Genomic DNA, 11,632 nt, shown 5'->3' on the forward strand with positions numbered 1-11,632 from the left:
GGATCATGGTTTGGGGGAAACCTCAACAAAATAAATGACTTGCCATCATTTATCAGCGCAATCGAATGCTTATGTCATCCGGGCAATTGATCTTTATCAAGCATTGCCTGAAAATGGGTACGATCAGGTAACTTGGCGGACGATCGGATGCCCGAGCGCGAGTATCAAGAAATCCGGCAGTTGCACCTGTTCGAAGCCATGGCCGAGGACAACTTCGCCACGCTCATGCGCGGCGCCTTCGTGCAGACCTTCCCGCCCATGGTGGAACTGATCACCGAAGGCGATCCGAGCGATTTCCTGCATGTCGTCCTGTCGGGCTCCGTCGATCTCTTCGCCACCTGGAACGACCGGGAAACCAGCATGGTGACGGTGCGACCCGTCTCCACCTTCATCCTGGCTGCGACGGTGCTGGACGCGCCATATCTGATGTCGGCGCGCACACTCGAGAAAAGCCGGATCGCGCTGATCCCGAGCCGGGAGGTCCGCGCCGTCTTCGATGTCGACATCGGCTTTGCCCGCGCCATCGTCGCCGAACTGGCACAATGCTACCGGTCGGTCATCAAGGTGCAGAAGGACCTGAAGCTGCGCACATCGACGGAACGGCTTGCGAATTACCTCTTGCGGGCGCAGGCCCGGGCTGGCCAGGGGGAGGACTTCGACCTCGATTTCGAGAAACGCCGGCTCGCTTCCGTTCTCGGCATGACGCCCGAACACCTGAGTCGCGCCTTCAGGGGGTTGCAGTCCCACGGCGTCGTGGCCCAGGGCAGCCGGATCCGGATCGCCGACAGAGCGAAGCTCGAGCGCTATGCCCGGCCCAGCGCCCTGATCGACGATACCACTTCCTGAGAAGGGGACAGGTCAAACCCATGCCCGGCGCCGCCGGAGAGCCCACCCTTGCGACGGAGGCCGTCGAAGAGGACGTGAGCCTCGTGTGATCCGACTGCCGTCCCTCGCCGAAATGCACGCGCTTCGGTCGGATCTTCAGGCCGATGCCCGCAGCTTCTGCGCCGGTGGCGGCGCGTATCCGCCAAGCCGTGAGGTACGAAGTCCAAGACCGACCATCGCCTCGGCCAATCGAACCGCGCAGGAAACGCCGTCCAGCACCGGCAGCCCGTGTTCGGTCGAAAGCCGGCCGGCGAGGTCAGCCATTCCGGCACAGCCCAGAACGATCGCTTCGGCCCGGTCTTCCTGGACCGCGCGGCCGATCTCGGCGCTGATCCGGTTGCAGGCATCGGAGCCCGGATGCTCCAGTTCCAGTACCGCCACCTCCGACGACCGGACGCGGGCGCAGCGGCTGGCAAGGCCGTACTTGTGCAGGTTGTGTTCCAGCGCGGGAACCGACCGGGCCAGCGTCGTCACCACGGAGAACTTGTTCGCGATCAGCGACGCGAAGTGATAGGCCGCCTCGCCGATGCCGATCACGGGCCGCTCGGTCAGGCACCGCGCGGCGTCGAGACCGGTGTCGTCGAAGCAGGCGATGATCACCGCGTCAAACCCGGGCGTGGTCTGGATGAGGGTCAGAAGGCCGGGCACGCTCAGCGCCTCGTCGTAGTAGCCTTCGATGGACACCGGCCCGCTGGCCGGGTTCAGCGCGATCACTTCCGTCTCCGGGCTGGCGGCGCCGCGCGCCGCGCTGCCGATCTTTGCCGTCATCGAGGCGGTGGTGTTGGGGTTGATCACCAGCAGGCGCATTTCACAGCTCCCCGCCGAGGTAGGCGGCCTTGATCCGGTCGTCGTGCATGAGGTCCTTCGAGTTGCCGGACAGGACGACCTGACCCGTCGACAAGGCATAGGCGCGGTTCGAGATCGACAGAGCCATCCGGCTGTTCTGTTCGACGAGGAGGACCGACACGCCTTCGTCGTGGCTGATCGCCACGATGGCCCGGGCGATGTCCTGCACCAGCTTCGGCGCGATGCCCAGGGAGGGCTCGTCGAGGAGGAGGAGTTTCGGCTTCGCCATCAGCGCGCGGCCGATCACCATCATCTGCTGCTCACCGCCCGAAAGCGTGCTGGCCTGCTGGCTGAAGCGTTCCTTCAGCCGCGGGAAGCGGGTCAGGACGCTTTCCAGCGTCTGCTCGATCCCCTGCTTGTCGGTGCGGGTGAAGGCGCCCATCAGGAGGTTGTCCTTCACGCTCATCAGCGGAAAGACGCGGCGGCCTTCCGGCACCATGGCGATGCCGCGCCTGACGATCTCGGCCGCCGGGCGCCCGTCGATCCGGTCGCCGAGATAGCTGATCGTGCCGGACTTGATCTTGCGAAGGCCGGTGATGGCGCGGAGGATCGAGGATTTCCCCGCCCCGTTCGCGCCGATCAGGGCGACCGTCTCGCCCTCCATCAGCTCGATGGAGACGCCTTTCAGCGCAAAGACGTGGTCATAGTAGAGCTCGACATTCTCGAAGCTCAGCATCTTCCGGGCCGGCTCGGTCCTGGTGGCGGTCTGGCTCATGTCTCACATCCCGATCGCGGCGTCTTCGCTGCCGAGGTAGGCCTCGATGACGCGGGGGTTGGCCTGGATTTCGGCGGGGCTGCCCTCGGCGATCTTCTCGCCAAAGTTGATGCAGACGATCCGGTCGGAAATCTTCATCACCGCCGGCATGTCGTGTTCCACGAGCAGCACGGTCAGGCCCCGTTCGTCGCGCAGGCGGCGGACGAGGGCGACCATGCGCATCGTCTCGTCATGGTTCATGCCCGCAAAGGGTTCGTCGAGGAGGATCACATCCGGGTGCGTGGCAAGGCCGATGGCCATGCCCAGCGCCCGCAGATGGCCTTGCGGCAGGTTCGATGCCGTCTCGTTGCGGATCGCCTGAAGCCCCAGGAAGTCGATGATGTCATCCGCCGACTTCCCAAATTCCGCCTCGTCCGCCTTGGCCTGGGCCGACCCGAAGAAGAAGCCGAGCAGCGAGGCCTTAGACCGCAGGTGGTGCGAGACGATGACGTTTTCGCGCACAGTCATCGACTTGAAGATCGTCGTCTCCTGGAAGGTCCGAACCACCCCCATCCGCGCCACCTTGTGCGGCGGCAGGCCGGAGATCTTGGTGCCCTTGTAGATCACCTCGCCCGTGGTGGGCGTGACGAACCCGGCGATCTGCTTGAAAAGGGTGGACTTCCCCGCCCCGTTCGGCCCGATCACCGACAGGATCTCCTGCGGGGCGACGTCGAAGGTGATGTCGTTGTTGGCGGTCAGCCCGCCATAGCGCTTGGTGACGCCCTTGATCTGCAGGATCGGGGTCATTTGCGGCCGCCTTTCTTGTCAAGAAGGCTGAGGACGCCGTTGGGCAGGACCAGCATCAAGGCGATCAGCGCGCCGGAGTAGATGAGAAGCTGATACTCCTTGGCGATGGAGAGAAGGTCCCAGCCGAAGTAGAGGAGCAGCGTGCCAAGCATGGGCCCGAAGACATAGCCGAGCCCGCCGAGGAAGCAGTAGAGCATGAAGTTCACGCTGTCCTGCACCACGAAGGAGGACGGGTAGATCGACTGCGAGATGGCGACGAAGATCGCGCCAGCCAGCCCGCCGAAGAAGGAGGAGATGGCATAGGCCAGCACCCGGAGCATGGCGGTATTGACGCCGATCGAGGCCGAGAGTTCCTCGTTCTGTTGCAGCGACCGGCACAGATGGCCAAGGCGCGAATTCACGATGCGCCAGAGGACAAGGTAGGTCAGGACCATCAGCACGGTGGCCATCAGGTAGAAGGCGAGCTTCGGGTTCCCCAGCGTCGAGAAGTCGGGGATGATGGTCAGGCCGAAGAGCGACAGTTCGCCCGGCAGCGGGATCGAGGTGATCCCCTTGGCGCCGTTGGTGACGGGCAGCGCGAGGGCGGTCAGCCGGGCCACCTCGGTCAGGACCAGCGTGACCATGGCGAAGTAGACCCCGCGCAACCGCAGGATGGGCAGGCCGATCAGCACCGAAACGGCGGCGCAGAACAACCCTGCCAGCGGCAGCGTCAGCCAGAAGCTGACGCCGTATTGCGTGATAAGGATGGCCGAGACATAGCCACCCGTAAGTGCATAGGCACCCTGGCCGATGTTGATCCGGCCGATGTAGAAGGTCAGCCAGACCCCGGCGGCGGCCACCGACAGAAGCGCGACCGAGGTGAGCGTGTAGTAGAAGTCCCAGCGCCCCGTCAGGTTGATGAACAGCGGCACGAGGACGAAGACGCCAAGCAGGAAGGCCAGGACGCCGGCAAGGCGGGTTGTGGACATCGGGCGGCCCCTTGCTATGGATTGCGTTTGAGCGGTCATGGCCTCAACCCCAGGGCTTGCCCATCAGGCCCTGCGGCCGGATGGCGAGGAAGACCATCAGCGAGGCGAAGATCACCAGATAGGTGATGTCGCCGTAGGCGGCCAGCACGGTCAGGCCGACGGATTCCATCATGCCCAGGATGAACCCGCCCGCGATGGCACCCGAAATGACACCGGCGCCGCCGATCATGATCATCAGGAAGGCCTTGACCGAGGTCGGCCCGCCCATCCCGAGGTTGATGCCGGTGATCGTCACCAGAAGACCGCCGACGAGGCCCGCCAGCATCGCGCCGAGGGCGAAGCCGATCATCGAGTAGCGGTCGACATCGACCCCCATCAGCTGCGCGGCCATCCGGTCCTGGGCCAAGGCGCGCATGGCCCGGCCGGTGCGGGAATACTGCATGAACAGGATGAAGCCCACGATCAGCGCGACGGCGAGCACCGCGATCAGGATGCGGTCATAGGGCATGATGATCCGCATGTCCCAGTTCAACACGCCGTTCACGATCTTCGGCACCCCGCGCTGCTTTTCTCCGAACAGGAGCAGGATCACCGCGTCCAGGAAGAAGGCGATCCCGGCGGCCAGAAGCATGGTGGATTCGTCCCGCTTCGATTTTCGGATGACCGGCCGGAACAGGAACTTCTCGATCAGCGCCCCCATGACCGCCAGCACCACGGCCGAGGCGATCAGCCCCACGATGAACGGCAGGCCCAACTGGGCGACCACGGTATAGGTCACGAAGCCGCCGAAGACGTACATCTGCCCGTGGGCGAAGTTCAGCACGTTCATCAGCGAGAAGATCAGGGTCAGGCCCAGGGCAATCAGGGCGTATTGCGCGCCGAGATAGAGGCCGTTGGCAAGGATCTGTTCCATCGGGGGGTCCTTTGCGACACAGAAAGCGGGGCCCGAGCCGGGAAGAGAACAACCCGGGCCCTGCATCGGACACTGAAGGATCGTCAGGCCTCAGTCGACCTGCGCGACGAACAGGGTCTCGAACTTGCCGTCCTTGAACTCGTTCACCACCAGCGGCACCGAGACCTGGCGCTTCTGGCCGAACGAGGTCGTGCCGACGTAGGTCAGCTTCGCGTCGCCCACCATGAAGGGGTTCGGCGCCTCGAAAGTGTCCATCGTCTTCTTGAACTCCTCGACGTTGTCGATCGCCGCCGGGTTCGCCTTCAGCGTCTCGATGATGTATTCGAGCGCATAGACCTTGGTGTTCGACTCGTCGTTGTACTCGCCGAACATCTTGGTGTAGCGGTCCACGAATTCCCGCATCGCGTCGCTGGCCAGCTCCGGGGTCGAGGCCCCGCCGACCGAGATGAAGCCGTTCGCCAGCTCGCCCGCGCCTTCCGCCAGCACGGCGGCGTCCTGCGCGGTTTCGGTGGAGATCAGGCCAGCATAGCCGAGTTCGCGGGCCGAGCGGATCAGCTGCGGCGCATTGGCGGGCGAGACGCCGGACAGCACCAGAAGGTCCGGAGCGGCCTGGATCACCGGCAGCAGCACGGGGGTGAAGTCGGTGGTGTCCATCTGGTAGGTGACGCTGTCCGACACGACCTCCAGACCGAGCTCCCGCGCCGCCGCTGCGCCGGAATCGCGCTGGCTCAGCGGATCGGATTCGTTGCCGGCGATGAAGGCAACCTTCTTCACGCCCTTGTTTTCCATCAGGTATTTGTAGATTGCCGGGCCCGACTGGTAGTTCGCCACCATGCCGAGGATCGCGTTCGACGCCGGCGGGGTGTAGAGTTCCTTGGGGAAGGCATAGGGGAAATACATGATCCCGTTCTGCTCGGCCACGGGGCGGACGGCAGCGGCGCCGTCATCGACGTTCGGGCCGACGACGTAGTGGATGCCTTCCTGCGCCATCTTCTCCATGCCGGCGATGGCGCGCTTGGGGTCCTTCTGGTCATCGAAGGGCACGATCTCGACGTCATAGACCGTGCCGCCGATATCGACCCCGCCCAGTTCGTTCAGCCAGGCGGCGCGGGTTTCCATCGAGCGCTGGTTCGAAATGCCCCAGGCCGCGGCCGGGCCGGAGGTCACACCGACGAAGCCGATCTTCAGCTTGGCATTCTCCGCCCATGCAACGGTCGAGACCGTCAACGCTAGACCGAGGGACAGGCCGGTCGTCGCAAGGAAATGGCGTCTCTTCATTGTCGTTCTCCCTGTTGTCGGTCGGCGGCACTTGACTCCGCGACACTGGGATTGACGCAATCGTTGACGATTTTGTCAACAAAAGATTTTCGAATGGCTCACAATGCCCTCTTGCTGGTTGCCGCCGGTCGCCTATACCTATGAATACAAAGAACTGAAACGAGCGCATCGTATGGGCATGGACAGCATCGTCGCTGATCACGACGCAAGATCCGAGGAACTCGCCGAGGAGGAAATCGTCGAGCGAATCTTCGAGGCCGTGATCGACCAGCGCCTGCCGCCGGGCATGAAGTTGTCCGAGGCCGCGCTCTGCGAGGCGTTCGGCGTCGGGCGCATGCGGGTCCGGCAGAGCCTGCTGCTCCTGTCGAGCCGCGAGGTTGTGGAGTTGCTGCCGAACCGCGGCGCCTTCGTCGCGTCGCCCACGGCCGAACAGGCCCGCGAGGTCTTCGAGGCGCGCGTGATGATCGAGCCGAATGTCGCCCGGCTGGCCGCCGAGCGCGCGACGGGGGACGACCTTCGCCTGCTCGAACAGCACCTGCGGCTCGAGGCCGAGGCGCACGCGGGGAACCACCGCCGCGACGCCATCCGGCTCTCGGGCCAGTTCCATGTCCTGATGGCCCAGATTGCCGGCAACACGGTCGCGCTCAGGATGGTCAAGGAGCTTGTGACCCGCACCTCGCTGATCATCGGCATCTTCGGCAGTGCGGGCATTTCCAATTGCCGCGACAACGAGCACGCCGAGATCCTCGGCGCCCTCCGCGCCCGCGACAGCGAAACCGCAGCGCGCCTCATGTCGGAGCATTTGCGCCACATCCAGGAACATCTGGAGCTGAGCGGGCGCCAGGAAGGGACAAGCGACCTGGTCGCGATTTTCCGCCGGTAGACCGGGGCTGACGAGCGCCGGGATTGGAGTCGGACCGCCGTCGTCGAGAGGGACTGCCTCAACGCACACTCGTTCATCCGCCTCGACGACGCGGCGCGGAAATGCAGGAATTGGTGTAGGGATTCCAACGAGGGCCGCCCACAAGGCCCGATCGGGGATATCCTCCCGAAAGAGCTCGTGAACCGGCTGGCGGCACAGGACCCGCGCTCGCCGAAAGATGGTCTGAAACGGCCGTCAGGGCAATCCAGACTCGGGCAGCAGGTCAGTTCCGCCGGACTCAGATGTAGATCCGGTCCTCCATCGGGGTCCGCTCTATCGTTTCCAGAAGACGGTTCAGCATCGCCTGTTCCGCCGTGTTGGAGCGTGTGCGCGGGTTCCAGGCGACATGAACGTCGATCGCCGGCGGGTCGTCATAGGGCGGTAGGCGCCAGAGGCGGCCGGCGGCGACATCTTCCTTCACGACATGGATCGGAAGCGGCCCGATGCCAAGGCCGGCGACGATCAGCCTGCGCACCTCCTCAAGGTTGGCCGAGGTGCCGACGACCCGGTCGTCCAGGCCGGCCGCGTTCCGCATCATCGTGACAGCGCGCAGGGCATCGGTCATCCGGTCGGTGACAAAGCTGACCGAGGCCTGGCCGTTCAGTTCGGCGAGGGTGAGTCCCTCGCGGCCGAAGAGGGGATGGGTGGGCCCGCAGAAGAGGCCGAAGTACTCGCGGAAAAGGCGGCAATACCGAAGGCTGGGGCTGTGTTCGTTGACAAGGCAGATGCCGAAGGAAGCGCGGCGCGCATTGACCGCTTCGATCGCCTCGCGGCTGGCCATGATGTCGATCGAAAGGGTCGCGGCCGGGTGCGCGCAATGAAATTCGTTGAGCGTGGCGTCCAGAAGCGGGCAGACCACGTGGCTCGCCATGGCGATCGAGACGTGGCCGCGAACCTCGTCCTCGACCTCCCGCATCACGGTGCCAAGACGGAGGATCGCGCCGTGGATGTCCGTTGCCTCGGTCTGAAGAAGCCGGCCTGCCGCAGTCAGTTCGAAGCGCCCCGGCCCCCGGTCGATCAACCGTTTGCCCAGCCGATCTTCCAGCCGTTTCAGCGCACTGGACACCGAGGGTTGCTTGAGGTTGAGCCGGTCGGCGGCGTCGGTGACCGAGCGCGACTGTGCCAGCACGAGGAAGGTGCGCAGCAGGTTCCAGTCGAGTTCGCGAGCAAGGCGCTCCGGTGAAGTGGTTCTTGTCATCATCATAGTCTGCATCAATAGTCAGAATTCTTATTATCTATTTGGCTTATGGCAGGCAAGCCATGCACCCTGTCCCAAGACGTCGGATGGGGGGACAGCACAACTGGGCGCGCCGGAAGAGGTCTGCAACGCGCCGGCGACCGAGTTCGTGGCGCGGTTTCTTGGAGCGTCGAACGTGATCGAGGGGAACTGCACCGGAATTCAGGGCGGGGAGCTTTCGCTCGACGCGCCGGGCCTTCCGAGGCTCGTCATCCCGCGCGACCGCGCCCCGCATGTTGCGGGTGCTGGCCCGGTCAAGCTGGTCATCCGCGCGGAAAAGCTGAAGGTCACTCCGCGCGCCGCCGCCACGACGGACGGCTCTGCCCTCGACGCCAGGGTCGAGACGGTGGACTACCAGCGCCAGTCGGCGCGCTGTTTCCTGCGCGCGGGGCGCCATCAGTTGCAGGCGATCAACATGTTCGACGATCACCTCTTCGCCGCGGGCGAAGAGGTTTCCGTGCGGTTCCGGGCCAAGGACTGCGCCGCACACCCCAAAGAGGTCCGATGATGAGCAAGAGCCATCTCTTCTACCAGAGCGACACGAAGCGGCCGGTCCTGGCCGAGGCGCGCGGCATCTACATGTGGGACGTCGACGGCCGCCGCTACATCGACGGATCCTCCGGGGCGATGGTGTCGAACATCGGCCACTCCAACCCGCGCGTCCTGGACGCCATGCGGCGGCAGATGGAGAAGTCGACCTTCGGCTACCGGCTGCATTTCGAGACGGAGCCGGGCGAGCACCTGGCCGCAAAGGTCGCCGCGCTGAGCCCGGAGGGGATGGAGAAGGTGTTCTTCGTATCCGGCGGATCGGAGGCTGTGGAAAGCGCGATCAAGCTTGCCCGGCAATATGCCGTGACCACCGGGCAGGGGAGCCGGTGGAAGGTGATCTCGCGCGCGCCGTCCTATCACGGGTCCACTCTGGGCGCGCTGGCGCTGACCGGCTACGACCCGCTTACCCGGCCGTTCGAACCGATGATGCGGGCCATGCCGAAGGTCCCGGCGCCGCGCGCCTATCTCGACGGGCTCGACATCGACGACCCGGCGACGGGTGCGCACTATGCCGCGATGCTCGAGGCGAAGATCGTCGAGGAAGGGCCGGAGAGCGTCCTTGCCTTCATCCACGAACCCGTTGGCGGCGCCTCGACCGGGGCGCTGGTGCCGCCTGCCGGCTACATGCAGGCGGTGCGCGAGATCTGCGACCGGCATGGCGTTCTGCTGATCCATGACGAGGTGATGTCGGGCGGCGGGCGGACGGGGTTGTTCCTCGGCGCCGATCACTGGGGCGTGGCGCCCGACATCATCGCCATCTCGAAAGGGTTCGGCGCGGGCTATGCGCCCCTGGGCGCGATGATCGCCCATGACCGCCTGGTCGAGCCGGTCCTGAAGGGCGGCGGCTTCATGCACGGCCACACCTACGCCGGCAACCCGCTCGCCTGCGCCGCGGGCCTGGCCGTGCTGGAAGAGATCGAGGCCGGGGACATGATGGAAAACGCCACGACGGTCGGCGGGCTGCTCAAGGCCCGTCTCGGCGACCTGATGCAGCGTTTCGATTTCATCGGCGACGTCCGCGGCAAGGGGCTGTTGCTGGCCTTCGAGTTCGTGTCGGACAGGCGCACGATGGCGCCGCTGCCGAAGGCGCTCAATGCCCATCACCACTTCGTCGAACTGGCCTATGCCGAGGGCCTGATCGTCTACTCGCGCCGCACGCGGAACGGGCTTGAGGGCGACCATTTCCTTGTCTGCCCGCCGATGATCACCACCGGCGAGCAGGTGGAGGAGATTGTCGCCCTGCTGACCCGTGCACTGAACCGCTTCGAGGAGAAGGTGCTGCCCGCCCTGCCGCGCAGCGCCTGAGGAGAGCCGTTGTCCAAGATCATCGTCACCTGCGCCGTCACCGGGTCGATCCACACGCCGTCGATGTCGCCCTACCTGCCGGTCACGGGAGAGGAGATCGCGCGCCAGGCGATCGACGCGGCCCGGGCGGGGGCCGCCATCCTGCACCTGCACGCCCGCGACCCGCTGACCGGGCGGCCCTCGGCGGCACTCGATCACTACATGGGCTTCCTGCCGCGCATTCGCGCCGGCTGCGATGCGGTCGTCAACCTGACGACTGGCGGCAGCGCGGTCATGACGCTCGACGAGCGGCTCGCCGCGCCGCTGGCGCTCCGGCCCGAGATGTGTTCGCTGAACATGGGCACGATGAACTTCGCGCTCTATCCGATGCTCGGCAAGCGGACGGAGTGGCTCCACGACTGGGAGGAGCCGTTCCTGCGGAGCTCCGACGACCTCGTCTTCAAGAACACGCCGCGCGACATCGAAGGCATCCTGAGCCGCATGGGCGAGGAACGCGGCGCACGGTTCGAGTTCGAATGCTATGACGTCGGCCACCTCTACATGCTCCGGCACTTCGCCGACCGCGGACTGGTGCGGGCGCCGGTCTTCATCCAGTTCGTCATGGGCGTCCTCGGCGGCATCGCCGCCGAGCCGGACCACCTCGACCATCTGAAGGCGACGGCCGACAGGCTTTTCGGCGATGATTACATCTTCTCGGTCCTCGCGGCCGGGCGGATGCAGATGCGGATGGCGGAACAGGCCGCGGCGATGGGCGGGCATGTCCGCGTCGGGCTCGAGGACAACCTCCACATCGCCAAGGGCCAGCTCGCGACGTCGAACGCCGAACAGGTGGCGAAGGTCAGGGAGATCGTGGAAGCCGTCGGGCGGACGGTCGCGACGCCCGCCGAGGCGCGGTCGATGCTGGGTCTGAAAGGACCGGAGAAGGTGGGTTTCTGAATGGCTCAGGCTGTGACGATCCGTCCGGCCGAGGCCGGGGACGTCGAACTCCTCGACGCCGCGCTCCGCGCCCTCTCCGGCGACCTCGGCGACACCCACGTCGCGACCGCGGCGGACCTGCGGGAGGCCGGCTTCGGGCCCCGCCCCGCCTTCCGGGCGCTCCTTGCGCTTCAGGGCGGCGGCGCGGTCGGGGTCGTGGTCTTCTCGCCGCTCTACTCGACCACGCGCGGCGTCCCGGGCGCCTATGTCTCCGACCTCTGGGTCGCGGCCTCCGCGCGTGGTCGAGTAGAGC

12 protein-coding genes and 1 pseudogene are annotated in these 11,632 nt (G+C 65.6%); 6 read left to right on the forward strand and 7 right to left on the reverse strand.

Annotated elements, in window-relative coordinates:
- Positions 1-147: 147 nt before the first annotated feature.
- Positions 148-846, forward strand: coding sequence for a helix-turn-helix domain-containing protein (locus F9K34_RS01195; protein WP_291334642.1), 699 nt, complete (start codon positions 148-150; stop codon positions 844-846).
- A gap of 135 nt (positions 847-981) precedes the next feature.
- Here F9K34_RS01195 and F9K34_RS01200 read toward each other — a convergent pair whose 3' ends face one another.
- From F9K34_RS01200 to F9K34_RS01225, 6 genes are all read right to left on the reverse strand, one after another.
- The gene (locus F9K34_RS01200; protein ID WP_291334643.1) at positions 982-1,692 is read right to left on the reverse strand and encodes an aspartate/glutamate racemase family protein; all 711 of its coding nucleotides are present in this window, start codon (positions 1,690-1,692) and stop codon (positions 982-984) included.
- A gap of 1 nt (position 1,693) precedes the next feature.
- Positions 1,694-2,446, reverse strand: a complete 753-nt coding sequence (locus F9K34_RS01205) for an ABC transporter ATP-binding protein (RefSeq protein WP_436405700.1) — start codon at positions 2,444-2,446, stop codon at positions 1,694-1,696.
- Positions 2,447-2,449: 3 nt separating this feature from the next.
- Positions 2,450-3,232 (reverse strand): ABC transporter ATP-binding protein, encoded by a 783-nt coding sequence (locus tag F9K34_RS01210; RefSeq protein ID WP_291334644.1) that lies wholly within the window; start codon positions 3,230-3,232, stop codon positions 2,450-2,452.
- Positions 3,229-4,200, reverse strand: a complete 972-nt coding sequence (locus F9K34_RS01215) for a branched-chain amino acid ABC transporter permease (RefSeq protein WP_291334645.1) — start codon at positions 4,198-4,200, stop codon at positions 3,229-3,231. The genes F9K34_RS01210 and F9K34_RS01215 overlap by 4 nt, the downstream gene beginning before the upstream one ends.
- Before the next feature lie 43 nt (positions 4,201-4,243).
- Positions 4,244-5,113 carry a branched-chain amino acid ABC transporter permease gene (locus F9K34_RS01220; RefSeq protein WP_291334646.1) on the reverse strand — a complete coding sequence of 290 codons (870 nt, stop codon included), beginning with the start codon at positions 5,111-5,113 and terminating at the stop codon, positions 4,244-4,246.
- Between the two features lie 90 nt (positions 5,114-5,203).
- Complete coding sequence (locus F9K34_RS01225; RefSeq protein WP_291334647.1) at positions 5,204-6,391, reverse strand: ABC transporter substrate-binding protein; 1,188 nt, start codon at positions 6,389-6,391, stop codon at positions 5,204-5,206.
- A gap of 178 nt (positions 6,392-6,569) precedes the next feature.
- Here F9K34_RS01225 and F9K34_RS01230 point away from each other — a divergent pair, with 178 nt between their 5' ends.
- Entirely contained in the window at positions 6,570-7,274 is a 705-nt protein-coding gene (locus F9K34_RS01230; protein WP_291334648.1) for a GntR family transcriptional regulator, read from the forward strand.
- Between the two features lie 277 nt (positions 7,275-7,551).
- Here F9K34_RS01230 and F9K34_RS01235 read toward each other — a convergent pair whose 3' ends face one another.
- Positions 7,552-8,511, reverse strand: a complete 960-nt coding sequence (locus tag F9K34_RS01235) for a LysR family transcriptional regulator (RefSeq protein ID WP_291334649.1) — start codon at positions 8,509-8,511, stop codon at positions 7,552-7,554.
- Positions 8,512-8,659: 148 nt separating this feature from the next.
- On the opposite strand from F9K34_RS01235, the gene F9K34_RS01240 reads away from it, so the two are divergent.
- The 4 genes and pseudogenes from F9K34_RS01240 to F9K34_RS01255 form a co-directional block, all read left to right on the forward strand.
- Entirely contained in the window at positions 8,660-9,058 is a 399-nt protein-coding gene (locus tag F9K34_RS01240; protein WP_291334650.1) for a TOBE domain-containing protein, read from the forward strand.
- The gene (locus F9K34_RS01245; RefSeq protein WP_291334651.1) at positions 9,055-10,404 is read left to right on the forward strand and encodes an aminotransferase family protein; all 1,350 of its coding nucleotides are present in this window, start codon (positions 9,055-9,057) and stop codon (positions 10,402-10,404) included. Before F9K34_RS01240 ends, F9K34_RS01245 begins: the two co-directional genes overlap by 4 nt.
- Before the next feature lie 9 nt (positions 10,405-10,413).
- Positions 10,414-11,340, forward strand: coding sequence for a 3-keto-5-aminohexanoate cleavage protein (locus F9K34_RS01250; RefSeq protein WP_291334652.1), 927 nt, complete (start codon positions 10,414-10,416; stop codon positions 11,338-11,340).
- Positions 11,341-11,632: pseudogene (locus F9K34_RS01255) on the forward strand (GNAT family N-acetyltransferase); the annotation flags it as partial.

It is taken from the genome of Albidovulum sp. (genome assembly GCF_008933605.1).
Classification (GTDB): domain Bacteria; phylum Pseudomonadota; class Alphaproteobacteria; order Rhodobacterales; family Rhodobacteraceae; genus Albidovulum.

Bases quoted from the DNA above. Each gene is read 5' to 3' on its own strand.
- F9K34_RS01195 (WP_291334642.1), top strand. From the start codon at position 148: ATGCCCGAGCGCGAGTATCAAGAAATCCGGCAGTTGCACCTGTTCGAA.
- F9K34_RS01200 (WP_291334643.1), bottom strand. From the start codon at position 1,692: ATGCGCCTGCTGGTGATCAACCCCAACACCACCGCCTCGATGACGGCA.
- F9K34_RS01205 (WP_436405700.1), bottom strand. From the start codon at position 2,446: ATGAGCCAGACCGCCACCAGGACCGAGCCGGCCCGGAAGATGCTGAGC.
- F9K34_RS01210 (WP_291334644.1), bottom strand. From the start codon at position 3,232: ATGACCCCGATCCTGCAGATCAAGGGCGTCACCAAGCGCTATGGCGGG.
- F9K34_RS01215 (WP_291334645.1), bottom strand. From the start codon at position 4,200: ATGTCCACAACCCGCCTTGCCGGCGTCCTGGCCTTCCTGCTTGGCGTC.
- F9K34_RS01220 (WP_291334646.1), bottom strand. From the start codon at position 5,113: ATGGAACAGATCCTTGCCAACGGCCTCTATCTCGGCGCGCAATACGCC.
- F9K34_RS01225 (WP_291334647.1), bottom strand. From the start codon at position 6,391: ATGAAGAGACGCCATTTCCTTGCGACGACCGGCCTGTCCCTCGGTCTA.
- F9K34_RS01230 (WP_291334648.1), top strand. From the start codon at position 6,570: ATGGACAGCATCGTCGCTGATCACGACGCAAGATCCGAGGAACTCGCC.
- F9K34_RS01235 (WP_291334649.1), bottom strand. From the start codon at position 8,511: ATGACAAGAACCACTTCACCGGAGCGCCTTGCTCGCGAACTCGACTGG.
- F9K34_RS01245 (WP_291334651.1), top strand. From the start codon at position 9,055: ATGATGAGCAAGAGCCATCTCTTCTACCAGAGCGACACGAAGCGGCCG.